Origin of the sequence: Primorskyibacter aestuariivivens, from assembly GCF_028023675.1 — a bacterium.
In the GTDB taxonomy this organism is placed as follows: domain Bacteria; phylum Pseudomonadota; class Alphaproteobacteria; order Rhodobacterales; family Rhodobacteraceae; genus Marinovum; species Marinovum aestuariivivens.
The window spans coordinates 44,384-63,233 of the sequence record NZ_JAQIOZ010000025.1 but is presented as its reverse complement, the minus strand read 5'-3'; the positions used below and the strand labels follow the sequence as shown (position 1 = coordinate 63,233).

At 60.7% G+C, this 18,850-nt stretch carries 25 protein-coding genes; 21 read left to right on the top strand and 4 right to left on the bottom strand.

Features of this window, described 5'->3' with window-relative positions; genetic code table 11:
• Window positions 1-184, bottom strand: a 184-nt coding sequence (locus PGB28_RS19865; RefSeq protein ID WP_271423263.1) for a hypothetical protein, incomplete at its 3' end; no start/stop codon positions are given.
• A 21-nt stretch (window positions 185-205) separates the two neighbouring features.
• Between PGB28_RS19865 and PGB28_RS19860 the strand changes: the two genes are divergently transcribed.
• Both PGB28_RS19860 and PGB28_RS19855 read left to right on the top strand, forming a co-directional pair.
• Window positions 206-451 carry a type II toxin-antitoxin system ParD family antitoxin gene (locus PGB28_RS19860; protein ID WP_271423262.1) on the top strand — a complete coding sequence of 82 codons (246 nt, stop codon included), beginning with the start codon at window positions 206-208 and terminating at the stop codon, window positions 449-451.
• Complete coding sequence (locus PGB28_RS19855; RefSeq protein WP_271423261.1) at window positions 438-746, top strand: type II toxin-antitoxin system RelE/ParE family toxin; 309 nt, start codon at window positions 438-440, stop codon at window positions 744-746. Before PGB28_RS19860 ends, PGB28_RS19855 begins: the two co-directional genes overlap by 14 nt.
• Before the next feature lie 3 nt (window positions 747-749).
• On the opposite strand, the gene PGB28_RS19850 is transcribed toward PGB28_RS19855, so the two are convergent.
• Window positions 750-1,808: a tyrosine-type recombinase/integrase gene (locus tag PGB28_RS19850; protein WP_271423260.1), complete on the bottom strand. Its 1,059-nt coding sequence runs from the start codon at window positions 1,806-1,808 to the stop codon at window positions 750-752.
• Between the two features lie 22 nt (window positions 1,809-1,830).
• Here PGB28_RS19850 and PGB28_RS19845 point away from each other — a divergent pair, with 22 nt between their 5' ends.
• The 5 genes from PGB28_RS19845 to PGB28_RS19825 all read left to right on the top strand — a co-directional run bounded on the left by PGB28_RS19845 (window position 1,831) and on the right by PGB28_RS19825 (window position 5,728).
• Window positions 1,831-2,052 (top strand): type II toxin-antitoxin system CcdA family antitoxin, encoded by a 222-nt coding sequence (locus tag PGB28_RS19845; RefSeq protein WP_271423259.1) that lies wholly within the window; start codon window positions 1,831-1,833, stop codon window positions 2,050-2,052.
• A gap of 12 nt (window positions 2,053-2,064) precedes the next feature.
• Window positions 2,065-2,358 (top strand): CcdB family protein, encoded by a 294-nt coding sequence (locus PGB28_RS19840; RefSeq protein WP_271423258.1) that lies wholly within the window; start codon window positions 2,065-2,067, stop codon window positions 2,356-2,358.
• A gap of 438 nt (window positions 2,359-2,796) precedes the next feature.
• Window positions 2,797-3,225 carry a hypothetical protein gene (locus tag PGB28_RS19835; RefSeq protein ID WP_271423257.1) on the top strand — a complete coding sequence of 143 codons (429 nt, stop codon included), beginning with the start codon at window positions 2,797-2,799 and terminating at the stop codon, window positions 3,223-3,225.
• Window positions 3,226-3,231: 6 nt separating this feature from the next.
• On the top strand, window positions 3,232-4,668 hold the full coding sequence (locus PGB28_RS19830; protein ID WP_271423256.1) for a bifunctional metallophosphatase/5'-nucleotidase: 1,437 nt from the start codon (window positions 3,232-3,234) through the stop codon (window positions 4,666-4,668).
• Between the two features lie 304 nt (window positions 4,669-4,972).
• Window positions 4,973-5,728, top strand: coding sequence for a hypothetical protein (locus PGB28_RS19825; protein WP_237279982.1), 756 nt, complete (start codon window positions 4,973-4,975; stop codon window positions 5,726-5,728).
• A gap of 517 nt (window positions 5,729-6,245) precedes the next feature.
• Here the strand turns inward: PGB28_RS19825 and PGB28_RS19820 are convergent.
• Window positions 6,246-6,503: a helix-turn-helix domain-containing protein gene (locus PGB28_RS19820; protein ID WP_009820240.1), complete on the bottom strand. Its 258-nt coding sequence runs from the start codon at window positions 6,501-6,503 to the stop codon at window positions 6,246-6,248.
• A gap of 124 nt (window positions 6,504-6,627) precedes the next feature.
• Window positions 6,628-6,888: a hypothetical protein gene (locus tag PGB28_RS21305; protein WP_333908249.1), complete on the bottom strand. Its 261-nt coding sequence runs from the start codon at window positions 6,886-6,888 to the stop codon at window positions 6,628-6,630.
• A 201-nt stretch (window positions 6,889-7,089) separates the two neighbouring features.
• Between PGB28_RS21305 and PGB28_RS19815 the strand changes: the two genes are divergently transcribed.
• From PGB28_RS19815 to PGB28_RS19750, 14 genes are all read left to right on the top strand, one after another.
• Window positions 7,090-7,458, top strand: coding sequence for a hypothetical protein (locus PGB28_RS19815; protein WP_047997960.1), 369 nt, complete (start codon window positions 7,090-7,092; stop codon window positions 7,456-7,458).
• Between the two features lie 43 nt (window positions 7,459-7,501).
• Window positions 7,502-8,119 (top strand): lytic transglycosylase domain-containing protein, encoded by a 618-nt coding sequence (locus tag PGB28_RS19810; RefSeq protein ID WP_271423255.1) that lies wholly within the window; start codon window positions 7,502-7,504, stop codon window positions 8,117-8,119.
• A 110-nt stretch (window positions 8,120-8,229) separates the two neighbouring features.
• The gene (locus PGB28_RS19805; RefSeq protein WP_027246639.1) at window positions 8,230-8,514 is read left to right on the top strand and encodes a TrbC/VirB2 family protein; all 285 of its coding nucleotides are present in this window, start codon (window positions 8,230-8,232) and stop codon (window positions 8,512-8,514) included.
• Window positions 8,507-8,785 (top strand): type IV secretion system protein VirB3, encoded by a 279-nt coding sequence (locus PGB28_RS19800; RefSeq protein WP_040104433.1) that lies wholly within the window; start codon window positions 8,507-8,509, stop codon window positions 8,783-8,785. Before PGB28_RS19805 ends, PGB28_RS19800 begins: the two co-directional genes overlap by 8 nt.
• Entirely contained in the window at window positions 8,775-11,150 is a 2,376-nt protein-coding gene (locus PGB28_RS19795) for a VirB4 family type IV secretion/conjugal transfer ATPase (protein ID WP_271423268.1), read from the top strand. The genes PGB28_RS19800 and PGB28_RS19795 overlap by 11 nt, the downstream gene beginning before the upstream one ends.
• Window positions 11,147-11,314 carry a hypothetical protein gene (locus PGB28_RS19790; protein ID WP_162841715.1) on the top strand — a complete coding sequence of 56 codons (168 nt, stop codon included), beginning with the start codon at window positions 11,147-11,149 and terminating at the stop codon, window positions 11,312-11,314. Before PGB28_RS19795 ends, PGB28_RS19790 begins: the two co-directional genes overlap by 4 nt.
• Window positions 11,315-11,369: 55 nt before the next feature.
• Window positions 11,370-12,458, top strand: coding sequence for a lytic transglycosylase domain-containing protein (locus tag PGB28_RS19785; protein WP_271423267.1), 1,089 nt, complete (start codon window positions 11,370-11,372; stop codon window positions 12,456-12,458).
• Window positions 12,458-13,267 carry a type IV secretion system protein gene (locus PGB28_RS19780; protein WP_271423266.1) on the top strand — a complete coding sequence of 270 codons (810 nt, stop codon included), beginning with the start codon at window positions 12,458-12,460 and terminating at the stop codon, window positions 13,265-13,267. The genes PGB28_RS19785 and PGB28_RS19780 overlap by 1 nt, the downstream gene beginning before the upstream one ends.
• A 115-nt stretch (window positions 13,268-13,382) precedes the next feature.
• Window positions 13,383-14,036, top strand: coding sequence for a virB8 family protein (locus tag PGB28_RS19775; protein WP_271423254.1), 654 nt, complete (start codon window positions 13,383-13,385; stop codon window positions 14,034-14,036).
• A gap of 55 nt (window positions 14,037-14,091) precedes the next feature.
• Complete coding sequence (locus PGB28_RS19770; protein WP_271423265.1) at window positions 14,092-14,733, top strand: TrbG/VirB9 family P-type conjugative transfer protein; 642 nt, start codon at window positions 14,092-14,094, stop codon at window positions 14,731-14,733.
• On the top strand, window positions 14,730-16,109 hold the full coding sequence (locus PGB28_RS19765) for a TrbI/VirB10 family protein (protein ID WP_271423253.1): 1,380 nt from the start codon (window positions 14,730-14,732) through the stop codon (window positions 16,107-16,109). Before PGB28_RS19770 ends, PGB28_RS19765 begins: the two co-directional genes overlap by 4 nt.
• Window positions 16,110-16,113: 4 nt before the next feature.
• Complete coding sequence (locus tag PGB28_RS19760) at window positions 16,114-17,100, top strand: ATPase, T2SS/T4P/T4SS family (protein ID WP_271423252.1); 987 nt, start codon at window positions 16,114-16,116, stop codon at window positions 17,098-17,100.
• Complete coding sequence (locus PGB28_RS19755; protein WP_057821914.1) at window positions 17,097-17,285, top strand: hypothetical protein; 189 nt, start codon at window positions 17,097-17,099, stop codon at window positions 17,283-17,285. The genes PGB28_RS19760 and PGB28_RS19755 overlap by 4 nt, the downstream gene beginning before the upstream one ends.
• 407 nt (window positions 17,286-17,692) lie before the next feature.
• Window positions 17,693-18,772 carry a type IV secretion system protein gene (locus PGB28_RS19750; protein WP_271423251.1) on the top strand — a complete coding sequence of 360 codons (1,080 nt, stop codon included), beginning with the start codon at window positions 17,693-17,695 and terminating at the stop codon, window positions 18,770-18,772.
• The last annotated feature ends 78 nt before the right edge of the window (window positions 18,773-18,850 follow it).

Genomic DNA, 18,850 nt, shown 5'->3' with positions numbered 1-18,850 from the left:
CCAAATCAATGCCGATGATTGTAACCTCGTTCATGGATACCTCCTCCATTCTGGTGCTTTGAACGTCACCATATTGGCACATCGCGATGCCGTTGCGGGGTGAGGTATCCACACCATCAATAAACGACCGTTTGGCAGTAAGTATATGAGCTGTTCTTGCTTTTTGGCAATCTTTGCCATACATCTTACAGAGAGGGAGACGACTATGGGCACAATGAATATTTCGTTGCCGGACCCGATGAAGAGCTGGGTCGAAGAACAGGCAAAGACCGGACGCTATGCCAATTCCAGCGACTATGTTCGCGACCTGATCCGGCGTGACCGTGCCCGTCGTGAGGCCGTTGCGGAAATTCAGGCTGCTGTCGACGTAGGCCTCACCAGCGGGCCGGCGGCCCCGCTTGATCGTGGCACGTTCAAGTCCCGGATGCGCGCCGAATATGCCGAAGAATAGCCGTTGGGTCATTCGATCCGCCGCTCAAACCGATTTGTCCAACATCTGGCGTTACGGCGCAGACAACTGGGGCATCGAACAGGCAGATAGCTATGCGGATGGTTTATTCGCGCTCTTCGATCTACTTTCTGACTTTCCAGAGATGGCCCGGGAACGCGGCGAGTTCATTCCCCCAGTACGCATCCATCCCAGTGGCGTGCACCTGGTGATCTACCGGGCGCAGGGGCAGGGGGTTGAGATCATCCGCATATTGCATGCCCACCAGAACCTGACGGCCTATCTCCTGGAGGGATGAGTGTCACAGTCCTGCGGCCCTGGTCAGGTTCACGCGGAACCGATCCCGCCTGCGCAGATAGCGGCGGGTCATTTCGGCGGAGGTGTGGCCGAGGTGTTTCTGGACATAGCGTTCGTCGACCTCGGCGGAACTGGCGAGACCGGCGCGGAGGGAATGGCCGGAGAACAGCCGCAAGCGGTCTTTCTCTGGGAGGTCGGCGCGGATGCCGGCGGCGAGGACGGTTTGTTTGATCAGGCGGGCGACGTGTTTGTCGTTGAGGCGGGTTTCCAGGGCGCGTTTGCCATCGCGGGAGGTGCGGGTGAAGATGGGGCCGAAGTCGATTCTGGCAAAGTGCAGCCATTGTTCGAGCGCGTGAACCGGGCAGGTTTGTTCCGAAGACCCGCGGCCGATCTCGACCTCACGCCAGCCGGTTTTGGCATTGAGCGTGAGCAGGGCGCCACCCTCGAATATCCCGATCCAGCCGCCGGAGTCGGGCGTGTCGTCCTTGCCGACATCGAGGCTGACGATTTCCGAGCGGCGCAGGCCCCCGGCATAGCCGATCAGCAAGATCGCGCGATCCCGCAGGCCCCGCAGATCGTGGGGCAGGGTGGCCAGCATGGCGAGGATGTCCTCGGCGCCGATGGCTTCTTTCTGCACCGGGGGGCGGGCGTGTTTGCGTTTGATCCCGGCCAGCACGGTGGCGATATGGCGGTTCTTGCGGTCGAGCGTCAGGCCGCGCTGAGCGTAATTCCAGGCGAGGCCGGAGAGGCGGCGCTCGATGGTCGAGACCGAAAGGGCAGGGGTGTTGCCATCCGGCGCGGCCAGATCGGCGAGGTAAAGCCCGATCATTTCCGGCGAGGGAGGCAGGGGATCGGCACCCTTCATCCGGCACCAGCGTGAAAAATGCGCCCAGTCCCTTGCGTAGGCTTTCTGCGTGTTCTCGGAGGCGGCGGCGCGGGCATAGTCGCGCGCGGTGTCCACCAGCCGATCCAGCGTGCCCGACCCCGCAACATGGGAGGGCAGGGCGATGTCGTCAGCCTCGTCTTGTTTTGGGGAGGCGTGAGGATTATACTCCTTTGACATACGTATTCTCCGGGAGGTTTCTATGAGGCGAGTCAAGGTCAATCTGACGCTGGACGCGGACGTGGCGGAAACGGCCCGGTCGCTGGGGCTGAACATGTCGCGCCTCGCGGAGGCGGCGATTTCCGAGGCCGCCAAGGTGGAACGCAACCGGCGCTGGCGCGAGGAAAACAGTGCGGCGATCAGCGCCTATGCCGACGAGGTGGCGCAAGAGGGCCTGCCCCTTGCGCGGTACAGAAGTTTCTGAGGCGCGGCCCCGATGGCGCAATTCGATCTTTACCGGTTGAGCGGCGGGCAGCTTGTGGTGGATCTGCAGACCGACCTGATCGGGATCGAGGCCTCGCGGGTGGTGGCCCCGCTGCGCGAGGCGGGCCGGTATGCGGCCTTTCCGGGGCTGACGCCGACGGTCGAGGTCGAAGGAGCGACGTGGATCGTGCGCGTTCAGGAACTGGCCGCCGTTCCGGGGGCGGAATTGCGCGACGTTGTCGGCTCTTTGTCCGGGCATCGGGACGCGTTGAAACGCGCGCTGGATATCCTGATCGACGGCGTTTGACGGGGATCGGGCGAAAGCGCGCCGATCTCTCTGGTTGTGCTGAGCCGCGTTGAACGTATCAGACGGGGCTGAGGCTGATTTCCCGGTCCTTAGCGGCATCTTTTCCCTGATATCCTGCGCAAAATGGGGCTGTTGTCGCGTAGCCCTTAATTGTGAGATGGGAAATTCAAGGAAATCAACGGCAGTGCTTTGCCCTTAAATATGAGATTTTGCCCTTAATTCCGATATTTTTGCCCTTAAACCTGAGACAGGGGTCAAAGACTTGTGCTGCAAATGTCGATGGAAAATGATGGCGAAGACTCGGTTGCCTTCGGTGCTGAGGAGGAGCGTAGGGCTGCGGTGCCACGTCTGCTTGCCGCAGTTGGTCACATTGCACAAAGGCGGGCGAGAAGCAAAGGCCCCATGACAGCCGAATCTCGCAATTAAGGGCAAAACTCGATGCCGAAAGCGTCTCGTCTCAGATTTAAGGGCAACGCGACACCAGAGGACAAGGTGGCGCGGGTCGCCGCAGCCGCCGGGCCCGTGGTATTCGTGGGTGACGGCATCAACGATCTTGCCGCCATCGTGCGCGCCGACGTCGGCATCGCGGCAACGGATGCTTCACCCGCCACCATCGCCATCGCCGACGTCGTGATCGCGCGCGGCGGAGTTGCAGCGGTGCGCAGGGCGATCGTCATCTCGCGCCGGGCGCGGGTTATCGTGCGGCAAAACCTCGTGTTTTCGGTCGTCTATAACGTGGCGGGGTTGGGCCTTGCGGTCTTTGGCACCGTGTCGCCGCTGGTGGCGGCCAGTGCGATGGCGGCTAGCTCCCTCATGGTCATCGCCAATGCCGCGCGGCTTGGCACCTTACGTCAATTACAGGACTAAACCATCATGGCACATATCACGCTTTTGCAACTCAACGACCTCCACGGTTATCTGTTGCCGCACCCTGAACTGGTCTGGACAGCCGACGGCCCAACCTTTCCGACAATGGGCGGCGTGGCGCGGATCAAGACGCTGTTCGACCGCATCCGGGCCGAAAGGCCCGGTGCCGTGCTGGCGCTCGATAACGGCGATACGTTCCATGGCACTCATCTGGCAGTTTCGACCAAAGGCGAGGCGCTGATCCCGCCGATCAACGCGCTCGGGTTCGCCGCGATGACGGCGCATTGGGAATTCGCCTGGGGGCCTCGCCACGTCGAGGCCCTTGCCGCACAACTGAGGCATCCGTTGATCGCCGCGAACTGCTATCGCAAGAATACCGGTGAGCGGCCCTTTCCCGCGACACTGACGGTTACGGTCGGCGGGTTGACCATCGGTATCATCGGCATCGCCGCCACGATCATCGACAAGAGCATGCCGCCGCATTTCTCCGAAGGGGTCCGATTCAACAATGGCATCGACGAGGTGCGAGACGAGGCAGAGAGCTTGCGGACGCAGGGGGTCGATCTGATCGTCGTGCTTTCACATCTGGGTTTGCCGCAGGATATGGAGCTCGCTCGACGGGTTCCCGGTATTGACGTGATCCTGAGCGGTCACACCCATAACCGCCTGACGGAGCCGGTTTGCGTGAACGAGACACTGATCATCCAGTCCGGCTGTCACGGCGCCTTCGTCGGGCGGCTGGATCTGGAGGTCGTGGAGGGTAGCATCGTGTCACACAGCCACGCGCTGATCCCGGTCGACGACAGCCTTGCCGAAGACCCGGAGATGGCTTCGTTGGTGGCCGCGGCCGTGGCGCAGGGGGAAGGCCTCTCGGCCATCGTCGGACAAACCTCAATCGCCCTGCACCGCAACACCTGCCTGACCGCACCGATGGACGACGTTTTGCTGGCGGCGGTCGCTGCGGCGGGGGGGACGGAGATCGCCTTTTCTAACGGCTGGCGTTATGGCGCACCGGTGCCGCCGGGGGCTGTGACTTGCAACGATCTGTGGAATATCGTCCCCGTCGATCCGCCCGTGTCGACCGTGACGCTGACGGGGCGGGAAATACTTGACATGATGGAAGAAAACTTAGAGCGCACGTTCTCTTGCGATCCGTTCGGCCAGATGGGCGGCTATCTGAAACGGTTCCGCGGCTTGACCCTGTTCCTGAAGCTGGAAAACCCGAAGGGGCAGCGCATCGTGCAGGCCTTTGCCGGATCGGAAGCACTGGACCGCGCAACGGCCTATTCGGTCAGTTTCATCACCGCACAGGGGGTGCCGATGAAATACGGAACAGATCGGCGGAATCTTGAGATATACGCTGTGACCGCGCTGATCGACTGGTTCTCAAACGCTGACAGCAACATCGATCTTATGAGTGCAGGGCGGGTGATTGTCGTCTAGCGCAGGCACCCGTTCACGCCATCACATTCAAGATCAGTCGAAGGTTTAGAGCACAAAATAGATCGTCTTACTCTCACGATAGAGCGCACCCAGGTCTTCCGTCCGCAATCTTGACAGCTGCTGAGACCCCAGGCAGCCCTAAATTTCAGCGGCAAAATGCATGTAATGTTACATAAGACAGACTCTCGGTTTCCCCGTTAAGTGCAATATTATTAACATAACCATCATTATGGGTGAAATTTACTTAATGTTGCGTTAGTATATTATTGAAGGTAAGATGGTGTCCGACAAAGGGGCCCCTACCATGCGCTTTCAACTCAAGAGACTGTCGCTATGCCTAACCGCAGCAATCACTTTAGCGGCTGGTTGGCTGCCGAGCATCACAAAGGCTCAAACCTACCCAATCGACTGCGCAATCCTCCTCTGTCTGTCCGGGGGTTGGCCCGCTTCCGTGCCTTGCAGCCGTGCCCGCGCCGAGTTTATTCGTCGCATCACGCCATGGCCTGTGGAACCACCACTGCAGATTTGGCGCTGTCCTATGGGCGCATCTTATGAGACCGAACGGCATCCGAGCAATGTAGGCCGGATCTTCGAAACCTTGTTTCACGCCAAGGACTATTCGCCCCACCAATCGTTTCCAGGCAATGATGTTGCCGTCCAAACAAAATCAACAAATGCCGTTTGGCGCTCTCCAGAAACCGGAACGGGCGGCATTCCAGCAGACTTCGTGCTTCGCCTTGTTCAGGATCGTGCTGATATCGATATCAGCGGTCCGGAGTTCAATTTTGTGCGGTCCATCCGCGTCTTTGACGTTCGCTATGCCCGCCAGCACGAATCCGGGCGAGATGGGGATTGCAACCGAAGTGCGACCGTGGTCCTCGGCACATATGGGACCCAAGGTGACTTCGCGTGGCAAAGGTCTTCCGTCACTGCCCTTCCTTCGGCTCACGTAGGTCTTGAACGCTGGGGCGAGCATTGCCCTGGCATTTATCACCGATCCGTCTTCGTCGATTGGCGTGACTATGAGGGCAACTACGGGTTCGAGCAGGTGAACTACTGACCTGCCGCCACGTAGATTTGTCTCGGAAGACGGCTTCTTTGGCGTGTACGACCGCACCGCATACGCGTCGCGGTCCACATGCTGTTTGGCGTTTCGGCAAACACTGCGGGTTCGCTCTGTTCACCTGTCGTCGCTTCTTCCGATCCTCGTCAGCGCATCGAAGTCGATTTCTTGCTTCTGTTCGTCACTTATATCCGGCCGGGTTTCCGATACCGGCTGGGGCCCTTGGACGTCCCACATCACCGCATGTGAGCCTGTACTCCAGCGATAAACCCAACCAACAACACTGCACCCATCGGTCCCGATCAGATTGGCGATCGCGACGCCCTCACCCTTATCATCGTTCACTGTTTACTGACTTCCTGCACTGTGGCGCTGCGAAATGCGGCGTGTGGTTGCAGAGTGTTCACTACGACCATGCACCAGCCTTCGTTGATTTTGGCTACCTGGTCCTCGATGAGAGAATGATCATCAGACCGGGAAAATGGGTTCCGGTTTTCTCAACAATTCATTGGCTTTAAATCCTGTGGTCGGGCTCCGTGGCGGCTTCAACGATCGCCAGAACCTCGAACGGGTCAAAGCCGATGGCGCGCGCCAGAACGACCAGCTCGACAACGTCGACCCGGCGCTGACCGCTTTCAAGGCGGGCAATGAGGGATTGGTGGCATCTGAGCTTGGTCGCCAATTCATCTTGGCCAAGGCCTGCCTTGATCCGAGCGTCGACCAACGCCTGGCAGAGTGCCACCTGCCCTTTGCTTCTGATTGTTTTTGCCACGCGTCACATACCTTTTGTGACGTCGCTAGCGGATGAAATCTGTTATCTAAAAAGTAGATATTTGAGGATGTTATCGGCGTCCTGTTTCCATGGGGTGCAAGTCTGATGCAGACCGGATGGACCATCAATCCCCTACCAGCTCCAGAAACCGACCGTAGTCTTCACTGACTGCGCGCGCTTCATCAAAAGCCCGGGCACGCTCTTCATCTAGACAGCGGAAGTAACTCTGGATATCCTTGATGTAGTCTTCGAAATCGCCACGGATGATGTCCGCATAGTCCCGCGCCGCCTGCGAATCGCTTGGCAGAAAAGGACGGGCCGGGGCGAAGCAGGACTCTGCGAAACCCGCGCCAGGGACAACTAGGAGTATCGGTACAGCCCGCAATAGGTGTTGGCCTCTCAACCTGCGGTTTCTCAAACCTGTTATCTCCTTGATCGCGGACACTGGCCGTGACTAGTGTTTGCGTAACCAAACTACAGCTAAAGCATGATATTATATCTTGCGGTTGATAGTATACTATCGTAACTCTGGGCTTCAAGTAGGAATGCCCAGGGTCGCGCCATTGGAGAAAGCGTGAGCCGGGCCATGAACTGGGACATCGAAGCACCAAATGTGGTTACGGAAGCCAGGTTCCGCGAGCTCGTGGAAAGCGGCTATAGCGCAGAAATCCTGTGCCAGGAGTCGGCACATAAGAAAGGCCCCAGCTATTACGGGGTCTGGATCATGCGCGTTGTCTCTGATGACGGCGTGGAAAAGCTCCTCGTCACCGCCCGCACGCGGACGACCTACAACGATATCAAGATCCGCGAGTTCAAGACGATCTCCGGCGTGGTGTCTTTCTTCATTGGCCTTGGCTTTGCGCATGTCGACCTGCCGCTTGAAGCGGGTACAAGCCGCACGCATAAACTCGCCCCGCCAGACAAAGCCCCATCAGACTTGGGCACTGGCAACTAACCTCGTCTGTCTCTGGCTGGTCGCAGCACCTGCCTCAGCGCAAATGGTCCTGATCATGGAGAGCGACGGCTCTCTGACCCCGTCGCGGTCTCAGAGCGGTTTTGCTCGAAACTACAATGACGGCGTTGGTCTGGGATCGGCGTCCGATGGTTTGGCCATTCTTGGTGAGACTGAAGCAGCTTCCGAACTTGACTCGCTGAGGTTTGCGGCACTCGCCCAACCAGCACCCCTGCCCCGCGCAGACGTTCTCTTGGGCATTGAGGCAACAGCCCTGCGCTATGCCGGCCATCCCGGTTTGCGCCGCGCAGGACTGTCCGTCACGGATTGGCTGGCTCTCTATCGAGCCAATATCGAGGTTGAGAGCGCCTACCGGCAGGATGCGATTTCAAGTGCAGGTGCCATTGGCCTTGGTCAATTGATGCCAGCGACGGCGCGTGATCTGGGCGTCGACCCGCGTGATCCGCTGCAGAACCTCGACGGCTCCGCCCGCTACCTCGCGATGATGTTGCGCGAGTTCGGCGATCCGCGTCTTGCCCTTGCAGCCTACAACGCCGGACCCGACGCCGTGCGCCAATACGGCGGCATTCCCCCTTACCGAGAAACCCAGAACCACGTGGCCCGAGTCATGGCCGTCGTGGCCCGATTGGAAGGATCAAATTAATGATGTCCCAACCTTTTTGGAAATCATTCCTCAAAAAACTTATCGGCAATGTCACGAGAGCGCGCAGCGCGGCAGTGCATTGGCGATACCGCTTTTTCCAAACAAGTTGGATTTCAAACCTCTTTGTCGCCTCGCTGGCGCTATTCCTGCTGATTGCCGAGCCCGCCCTTGCGCAAAGCATCGACCTCTCCCCGATCCAGAGCCTGTTGCAGGGCATTGTCGATGCACTGACCGGGCCACTTGGGGTTGTTATCGCCACACTCGCGGTCCTCGGCGTCTTCCTCAGTTGGTTCTTCAACATCATCGACCTGCGCCAGGCGCTCTGGGTGCTGGTCGGCATCGCCGGTGTCGCGGCCGCCCCCACCATCGTTGCCGCGGTCTTTGCCGGTGGCTGAGCGCGCGCCTCTCTTTCTCGGGCTCGTGCGCCCGCCGAAGCTTCTGGGCCTGCCCATCATGTACGCGATGGTCTGGCTCTTCGGTTCGGTGCTCTTGTTCGTCTGGGTCCAGCACATCGCGGTGCTGGGTTTCGCCGCCCTGCTCTATCCCGTGCTCTGGAAGGCCGCCGACTGGGATCCGCGCTTCATCGACGTGATGATGACGGCATTGCAAGAGACGCCGCCCACTCGGAACCGGAGCATTCATGGCGGGGACAGCTATGCGCCCTAATGAAGCCCTGGACGAAACGCTCGATCCCCGCACCCTGACGCCGGACTGGTATGCCCGAGAAACCCGTCTCGCGCATATGCTCCCATATGTCAGCCTGGTCGATGATCGGACCGTGCGGACGCGGGTGAACGAGCTTTTCCAGTGCATCCGCCTCGACGGGGCCAACAGCTACACGACGGACGATGCCTATCTCGACAAGGTGACGGCGCTCTTTGCCCGGATCATCGCGCAATTGGGACCGGAGTTCAGCTACTATGTCCACAAGGTCTCCAAGGCCATCGCACCGGAGCTGGAGCCGGTGTGCGAGGGCAGCTTCGCAGGCGAGGTGGACCGGCTTTGGCGCAAGAAGCTTGAGACGAGCGGGCTGCGGGACAAGACCTTGACGCTCACGGTGATCCACCGCCCTCCCCCGAAGAGTTTCCTGCCGTTCCTCAACCGCAGCGCGCCGGATCGCTTCAAGGAAGAAACCCAGAAACGCCTGCGCCGCCTGGGCGAGGCCGTGAATGTCTTCCTCTCGGGCCTGACGGAGCTGAACCCGCACGTCCTTTCCGCGAAGAGCGGCGAGCTCATCGGCTTTCTCGGGGCGCTCAACACGGGGACAGAACTGCCGCTCTATCCCGCCAATACATACGGCTTCCTGTCCTTCAACGTCGCTAACACCCGCGTGACCTTCCTCGAGGATCATTTTGAGCTTTCCGAAGGCGTCGTGGGGCATCGCTACGGCAAGAGCTTCACCATCGGGGAATACTCCGAGGCCACCTCCTGCACCATGTTCGACATGCTGAACCTGCCGGTCGACATGATCGTCACGCATTCCTTCACCCCGATCAATTCGAACCTCATGGCGGGCCGGATCAAACGACAGAAGCGCCAGATGCAGGCCAGCCAGGATGCGGCCCTCTCGCTCTTGGAAGCGCTCGACATCGCCGCCGATGATCTCGAGGCCAAACGCCAGAGCTTTGGTGAACACCATTTGGTCGTGACGATCTTCTGCGACACGCTGGACGAGCTGCAGACCCTGAGCGCCGAGATCGTCAACGCCGCGGCCACCGAGGGCGTGAAGATGATCGGCGAACGGGTCGCCGCCAAGGCGCATTACCTCAGCCAGCATCCCGGCAACCAGCCAAAGCGCGTGCGCGCCAGCGCCATCACCAATCGCAATTTCGCGGATTTCGCGGCGTTCCACCGGACGCAGCTTGGCAAGCCGGCCAGCAAAGTGCCCTGGGGCAAGGTCATCACCCTGTTTCCGACGCCGGAGCAAAGCGCCTACAGGTTTTCTTATCACGAGCAGGGTTCGCCCAACAAAGAACCCACCAGCGGGCACACGTTGATCATGGGGCGGCCCGGGTCAGGCAAATCGGTGCTGTCGGCCTTCCTGATGACCCAAGCCCGTCGCGCAGGCGCACGGATCTTCGTCTTCGACTATCGCCTCGGTATGGAGATGGCCGTCCGCGCAAATGGCGGGCGCTACGCGTCCCTGAACGCCGGTCAACCCACGGGCCTCAACCCGCTCTGGACAGAGACCGATGCCCGCGGCACCGCCTGGCTCTCGGACTGGCTTGCCACCCTGCTCTACCGCGCTGACAAGCCGCTCACGCCCGCCCAGACCAATCGCATCCAGGAAGTCGTGCGCCAGAACGCGCAGGCTTCCAATCCGGCCCTGCGGAACTGGCGAGACTTCGCATCGCTCTTTGTCTCCACCGATGATGGCGGCGATCTGCATCAGCGCCTGTTTGAGTGGACCGAAGAGGGCCGCTACGGCTGGATCTTCGGGCAGGCTCTGGAGGACACGTTTTCGCTCAAAGGCGATGTCGTGGGGTTTGATCTCACCGGCATTCTCGACAGCGAAGCGGAAAAGGAACGCATGGCGGTCCTCTCCTATCTCTTCCGCCGGGTCGAGCGCGAGATCGAGGACCGGCGCCCCACGATCATCATCATCGATGAGGCCTGGAAGGCACTCGACAACGCGTATTTCGCCGAGCGGCTGTCGAACTGGCTGGTGACCGCGCGCAAGCAGAACACCGTCGCGGTGATGATGACGCAATACGCGAGCCAGCTCGAGCGCACCCGGACCGGCAAGACCATCATCGAGGCGGTGCCGACGCAGATCCTGCTGCCCAATATCCGCGCGCAGCCTGCGGATTACGCCATGCTGAACCTCACGGAGAAGGAGCTCGACGTCCTTCTCAACACGGGCAGCAACAGCCGTTTGGCGCTGATCCGCGACGATCAGGGCTCGATCGTGGTCGATGCCGATCTCAGTGCTCTCGGGCCCAATCTCACCATCCTCGGCGGCATGGAGAAAGGCGAGGCGCTCGTCGGCGCCGATTACCGCGACCGCCCCGACTTCTGGAGGCTTTCATGATTCGTACCCTGTTTCTTCTCACCGCGCTCGGCGCTTTGGCCTCCTGCGCCCAGTACCAGGAACCGCAGGCCAATTGCTTCACATTCCTCGCGTCAACGGCACCTGTCGCGCCTGATTGCACCTTTACGCCCTTAGATGCGCCGGAGGGCGACATTGAAGTCTAGCCTGCCTCATATCCTGGCACTTTGCCTGCTGCCCGGTCTCGCCTTGTCTCAAGGCGTGCCGACCAATGACAGTGGGCTGACCGCGCGTGACATCGTCGAGACTGGCGATCGCGAGGCTGACTTGGCCGTTCAGGCGGACAAGCTTGCCGCGCGCGAACTCATTGCCGAGATCGAACGGGAGCAGCTGGAAACCCTGCAACGCATCCTCGATGCCCAGACCAGCTTCGGCGGGCAGGGCTTGCCGGCTATGGTCTCGGGGCTGGAAAGCGGCAGCGGGGATCCGGCCCGGTCAGTCGAGGCGGTCTATGACAATGCCGACATCGACCCCAATCCCGGCGGTGCGCAGATGTTCGGCGACGCCGCCGAGAACATCGAGCAGCTCATCATCCGCGTCGCCCAGGAAACCAGCGGCTTTGCGGGAGTTGGCCGCGCAGGGCTCTCACCCGTCCAGTGGCGCGCGTTGCTGCAAGCGCTCATCTGGCAGGAAAGCCGTTTCACCATTGGGGCACGGTCTCCCGTTGGCGCTTATGGTCTCACCCAGATCATGCCTGGCACGGCCAGCGATCTCGGCATCAACCCGGAATATTACGACAGCCCCTATCTGCAGGTACATGGCGGCGCGCGGTATCTCGCGACGCAACTGAACACCTTCGATGGCAATATCATCAACGCGCTCGCCGCCTATAACGCGGGACCCGGCAGGGTGTTCGAGTATGGCGGCGTCCCACCCTTTGCCGAGACCCAGCACTACGTTCAGGTCATCCCCGAACGCTACAATCTCTACCTCAGCCGCATCGGGGGCATCGAGGCACTTGGCACCATCGACCCCGCGCTTCTCGCCAATGCAAATCTTTCACTCACGGGCCATGGGGCCGCGGTCTACGGCAACAACTCGCCCCAAGCGATCCGTCAGGCCGCCCTGCGCATCCGCGATATCGTCGAGCGGATTTCCGAGACAGAAGATGTGCAGGAGAGCATGGCGCTCAACACCTATGCCCGCGCCGAACTGGTGCGCCTCGTCGCCGCCCGCATCCGGCTTCAGGCGGCGCGCACCCGCGTCCTTTCCGCCGAAGAGCTGGCTCAGGCCAGTGCGCGTATGGCCGAGGGCGCGTTCATGGATTTTACGATCAGGGAGATTGAATGATGGGACATCTGCTCTTGAGGACAGCTTTGGTCACAACGCTTGGCATTGGCTTGCAGTTCAGCGCCCTATCCCCTGCCCTCGCGCAAGGCGTGCCCGTCGTCGATACCCAGAACATCGCGCAAAACATCCAGCAGCTCCGGCAGATGATCGAAGACGAGATTCTGCAAAACGAGCAGTTGACGCAGCTACGCGAACAGCTTGCCACGCTCACGGACCAACTCGCGGAGCTGCAAAGAACCTACGAGGCCCTCACCCGTCTCGCCGAACTGCCTGAAATCATCCGCACCGAGATGGAAGACGAGTTGAACGGTCTGCTCGACCAGGAGTTCGGGGATATCATTGCAACAATCGAAGCCATCAAGACAGGGGACTTCTCACGCCTCACCGGCTCCGGCGCGGGCGAGATCGAAACCCAGATGGACCGGGTGCTAGCCGATCTCGGTTTTGACGATGACACGCTCTCGGAAATGGCCACCAGTGGCAATCCTGGCGCCAACCGCGTGGCGACCCAAGCCACGACCGGCGCGCTCGTCTCAGCCGCCGCCCAGAACAGCTATGAGGATGCCGGCCAATCGCTCGAGCGGGTCGACCGCCTTGTCGGGCTCATCGACGACATGGACGAACTCAAGGAAAGCATCGATCTCAACACGCGCGTGACCGCGGAGCTCGCCATTGCGCTGGTCGCCATGTGGCAGCTCGAGGCGGTGCAGACCGTGGGCGATGGCACGGGCGGCGTGATCGATGCGGCCACCATCGCCGAGGAGCAGCGCTTCATGGACTTCACCCTGCCCGAGTTGCGGGCTGATTAAGGCGTTTCGAAATTGATCCACAATATCAAATATCGGTTTTCGCGTTCGAGCGAAGCGAGAGGCAGCGAAGAACCGATTCCGCTTATTTCGAAACGCCGAGAGCGGGGTGTGACGCGTGGCGAGTGAACAAGAGATTATCGAAGAGGAACTGGTTTACGGGGCGCTCCGAAGGGAGCGGCTCTGGCAGCGCCTTGGGCTCATCGGCCTCATCTTCGGCATACTCGGGTGCCTGAGCGCGGCGGCGGTTGCGATCCTCGATGTCGATCCACCGCCGGTCGTCGTGCCTTATGATCCCGCCACCGGCTTTGCCCTGCCCGAGGCGTCCGTCGGCGCCACATCCGTCACCGCCAACCAGGCCATCATCGAGGCGGAGGTCTTCCGCTACGTGACCGACCGCGAGATCTATAACCAGCTCGACAACGATCTGCGCATCCGCAGCGTGCTCCGCCGCTCTGACGGCGCTGCCGAAAGTGGTCTGCGTCAGATCTGGAACAGCGCAAATGCAAACTACCCGCCAACAGTTTACGGCCCCAACGCCCGTCTCGACGTGGAAATCCTCAGCATCAACCGGATCGGCACCAACCGCGCCACCGTGCGCCTGCGCAAGCAGCTTACGTCCCTCAACGGCGTCCAGACCGGGCTCTTCACCGCTACGCTTCTTTTCGAGTTCCGCCCCGAGACCCGCCGCTCCATCGATGAGGTCTGGACTAACCCCTTCGGCTTCACCGTGCTCGAGTATTCCATCCGCTCCGACAGATTGGAGAATTAGTTTGATCAAAAAGTTCTTTGTTGTTGGCCTATTTGCCCTGCTGCCCAGCCTCACCATGGCCGAGGCCATCCCGCGTGGCGGGTCCAATGATAGCCGGGTGCGGCTGGCCACCTACCAGGAGGGTCAGGTCTATCGCCTCAATGTTTCTCTCACGCATGTCACAACGGTCGAGTTTGGCGAAGGCGAGAGCATCCGCTCGATCATCGCAGGCGATACCGAGGGCTTCGAAATCGACGGCGTCCCCGGTGGCCAGGCCTTCGCGATCAAGCCGGTGGCGCGCGGCGTCCATACCAACATAACGGTCTACACCAACCGCCGAAGCTACTACTTCAACGTGCAGGAAACTCGCAGCCCAACCTTCTATGTAGTCCAATTCCGCTATCCAGAGGACGATGCGCTCCTGACCCGGGCCATCGCGGCCCAAGCCCCCAACTACAATTATGGGGCCAGCGCGCGCACCGAGTTCACGCCGACACGCGTCTGGGATGATGGAACGTTTACGTATTTCGCGTTTCCGCGGAACGCGCCTGTGCCCGCGATCTTCCGCTATGCGAACGGGCGGGAACGGACGGTTAACACACAAGCCACCGGGGAGGGCGTGATCCGGGTCTCCGGCGTGAACCGGCAATGGGTGCTGCGGATCGGTGACGAGGTGGTCTGTATCGAGGCGACTCCGCCTGCAGGGGTGGGATCATGAGCGATACAGAAAACACAGACCTCGAAAAGCGCCTTGCCGCTCTGGAGCAAGGCAGAGGGGGTGGTCCATCCCCTGCCCCACGGCGCTCGCCGCTTCTGGCTTTGGTTGTTGTTCTCGTGATCGGTGCTGGCGGTGCCCTACTCTATCTGCTCTCCCAGTCCGAGGAAGAAGAAGCCCTGCCCACGGCCACCCCGGATGTCTTCCAGAACGAAGGGGACGGATTTGGCGCCATCGAAACCCTCCCTCCGCCCGAACCGGAGGTGGTTCTCGTGGCACCCGAGCCCGTGGAACCAAATGCCGAGCTTCTGGCGCAGCTCGCAGCACTTCAGGCCCAAATCGAAGAGCTGCGCAATGCGCCGGAACCCGTGGTCGAGGAAGACACGGCTGCGGCCGAGGCCATCGACGCGCTGACCGCACAGATCGCCGCCTTGCAAGCCGCATCTGAGGCCGCGCAACAGCAGTTCCGGGATGAACTCACAGCGCGCGACCGCGAACTTGAACAACTCCGCATGGATCTCGAGCTGGCCCAGCTCGAAGCCAACCGCCCTGCTCCCGCGCCCTTGGGGCCGTCTGAGGACGAGCTGCGCGCGCGGGAAGACGAACGAATGCGCCGTGAGGAAGAGGCCCGGCGCATGGCCGAGCTCGAACGCCGCGCGGCCGAGGAGCGCGCGTTTCAGGAACGCCGCATCGCCTCACCGACCATCGCCTTTGGTGGTACCTCCGGAGCGAATGAGACGGCATTGACCGAGCGCACCTTTGGTGAGGTGACGGATTTCGTGTTGAACGGTGCGTTGCCCTCCACCGTGACGCAGGCCGAGGTGATCGCCAATCCCTCCAACACCATCATCCAGGGCACCATGATCCAGGCCGTCATGGAAACTGCCCTCGACAGCTCCCTGCCCGGCCAGACCCGTGCCGTGGTGTCCGAGGATGTCTACAGCGTCGATGGCGCGCGCCTCTTGATCCCCCGCGGATCCCGTCTCGTCGGGCGCTACCGCGCTGGCGTCGATATCGCGCAGCGCCGCGTCACGATTGCCTGGGACCGGATCATCCTGCCCGACAACCAGACCGTCCAGATCAGTTCATTCGGAGGTGATGAACTGGGCCGTTCCGGTGTCACAGGTTTCGTGGACACGCGCTTTGCCGAGCGTTTCGGATCAGCCGCCCTGATCTCGCTGATTTCGGCCGCGCCAAGTGCCGCCGCCTCCGAGGTCCAGGATGAGACTGCCGCAGACGTTCTCGAGGACGTGGGCGACGATCTGGCCGATGCCACCGACTCTGTGATCGGCGACTACCTCTCGATCGGGCCCGTCATCTATGTCGACCAGGGCGCGCGCGTCACGGTGATGGTCGACCGCGATCTGGAGATTTTCTGAACCGATGTCGCTGAGCTATCTCCAGACTTCGCTCGACCGGATCGATGCCGCCGCCCGCGACGATGTCATCGAGATCTGCATCAACCCAGACGGAACCTGCTGGGGCGAATTCCAGGGCGATCATTTCATGCGAGTCCTGGACCAGAAGCTAACAGCGACGGACGTGAAGGACCTCGGCAACCAGATCGCCTCCTCCGCCAATACCACCCTGAGCAAGGACCGCCCCATCGTCTCGGTCTCGATCACCTATCGGGATCGCCCAATCCGGGCACAGGTCATCACCCCGCCCGCCGTGCTCTCGGCCATGTCGATCAGCCTGCGGTTCTTTTCCAGCCTGCCGCTCGAGGGCATCGAACTCGACTTTCTCTTCGGTAAGGAACGCAAGCTCGAAGAACTGCGCCTCGAGAAAACGCGCGAGCTGCGCGAGGTCGTGGCCTCCGGTTTGATCGATGACGCCCTCGCCTTCTGTGTCGAGAACAAGCTCAACATGATCGTCTCAGGCGGCACTTCCACCGGCAAGACTGTCGCCGCACGCAAGATCCTCTCCCATGTGCCGTCCGAGGAACGCATCGTCACCATCGAAGAAGCCGCCGAGCTTCTACCGACCCAGCCGAATGCCGTGACCCTTATCGCCAACCGGGATGCGGAGTTCCAGACCGCCGATGTGCTGCTCACCGCAACGCTGCGGATGCGCCCCGACCGGATCATCCTCGGCGAGGTGCGCGGCAAGGAGGCCATGACCTTCCTCGAGGCGATCAACACCGGCCACGGCGGATCCATGACAACCCTCCATGCCGAAACCCCGCAATTGGCCGTGCAGCGTCTGGCCATTGCCGCGCTCAAGACCGAGATCCCGATGACCTATGCGGACATGATCCAATACATCGAGAATTCCATCGATGTGATCATTCAGGCCGGTCGCCATGACGGCAAACGCGGCATCACGGAATTCTACCTCCCCGGCGCAACTGAGATTGGAACTTCCCCATGAAGACATTTGAATACGATATCTTGTTCTTTGAGGTGAAAAAACAAAAGGACTACGACGCGATGCGAAGCGCCTTGAATGAGCGCGGCGCGGAGGGGTGGGAAGTCATCACCGCCGAAGCGGGTGACTACGGCTACACCACGTTCTTGAAGCGTGAAACTGTTGCGACGAAGGCGGCTTCAGAATGATGCGGGTCGTTGCAACGGCAGGCCTGCTCGTCGCTCTCTGCCCAACCGCTGGCGTGGCCGAGCGGAACCTGGTCCCAACGCTCGACAATCAGCCGGATGTCTGCCCAGACCAACCTCCCGAGCCACAGTGGATGCAAGACATCGATGTACGCGAGTCCCACAAACGGCTCCTGATCCAACAAATCTATCGGGCGCAGAGTATGCAACGCATCGTTGAAGCCCAAAGCTGTGAATGTCCCACGCGGTATCCATCTTGGGCAGCAGCCGAACGCGTATACGTTGAGCGTTTCGCCTCGTCCGAATACTGGGACATCGTGGAAGCGAGGTCCCAATACCGGCGCCAAGCAAATGAGCTTCGACGCAAAGCCATGCCAATCTGCGAAGCCGCTGGAAACTGGTAGGGATCCATGAGTGTCGTCACCTACTTCGTGGAAACGGCCGAAGGCTATCTCAATACCGCTGCCGAGACGCAATTCGGCGCGGTCGCAGCAACGGTGGGCACGTTGCTGGTTCTGGGCACAACACTGGTTGTCATTCTGGTCTTCATCAACATGATCTACCAGTATCGCGCCATGGACGGCCGAACTGCCTTTTGGCTGGCCGTGAAGGTCGGGCTGATAGGAGTCTTCGCGGCCAATTGGGTCCAGTTCAATGCGCTTGCCTCAGCGATACTGAATGGGATCGACAGCATTGCCGGGGCCCTTGTGGCCTCTGTCGGCGGCGGATCACCAGGTCCGTCCGGTACCTTTGCAGAGGAATTCGACGAACTGATCGCAGCCCTCGGGGACTATCTGAACGCGGCGGGATCTGAGCTAAACTGGATGGCCGGTGCCTTGCTGGACACGCTCGGCGTCCTACTGCTCTCAATTTTGGGCGGGTTGGCAGCGTTCATTGTTGTGGCGTCACGGCTCATGATCGCTCTTCTAATCGGCATTGCGCCGGTCATGATCTTCCTGACCCTTTTCGAGGTGACCAAGGACTACTTCGCGCGCTGGCTTTCGGCACTCATATCCTTTGCGATGTATCCGATCGTCGTCGCTGGCGTGTTCGCGACGATCACGGGGGTTTCTCGGGCTCTTCTTGCCGAACTGGGCGACCCGGAGGGAGCCTCGAACATAGGGGCCCTTATCCCATTTTTCATGATGGTGCTGATGGCAAAAGGCTTCATCATTGCAACGCCCTTTTTGGTTCGGGCAATTTCCGGCAACATCATGATGCCGGCACTTTCGGCAGGGTTCGGGGGGAGCTATGCGTTCGCCAGAGGGCTGGCAGGTAGCCAACAGGTTTACAACCGTTACGCCATCGGGGGTGCAACCGGGGCTGAATACGCAGCCCTTCGAGCGCGACAATTCTTCGGTGTGCAAGCGTTGCCAAGCCGGCCCAACACAGCGGGTGGGCCAACTGCATCTCCTGCCGGCGACGGGACCGGAACTGGCGCTCGGATGCTGGCACAGCTTTCTAGGTTGGGGAGATTAGGCAGACGGTAAGGATTGTCTAGTCTACCGACTTGATTCACGCACCCAACCGTCTTGATCGAGAGCATGCTAATCCTTCGCAACAAGCGT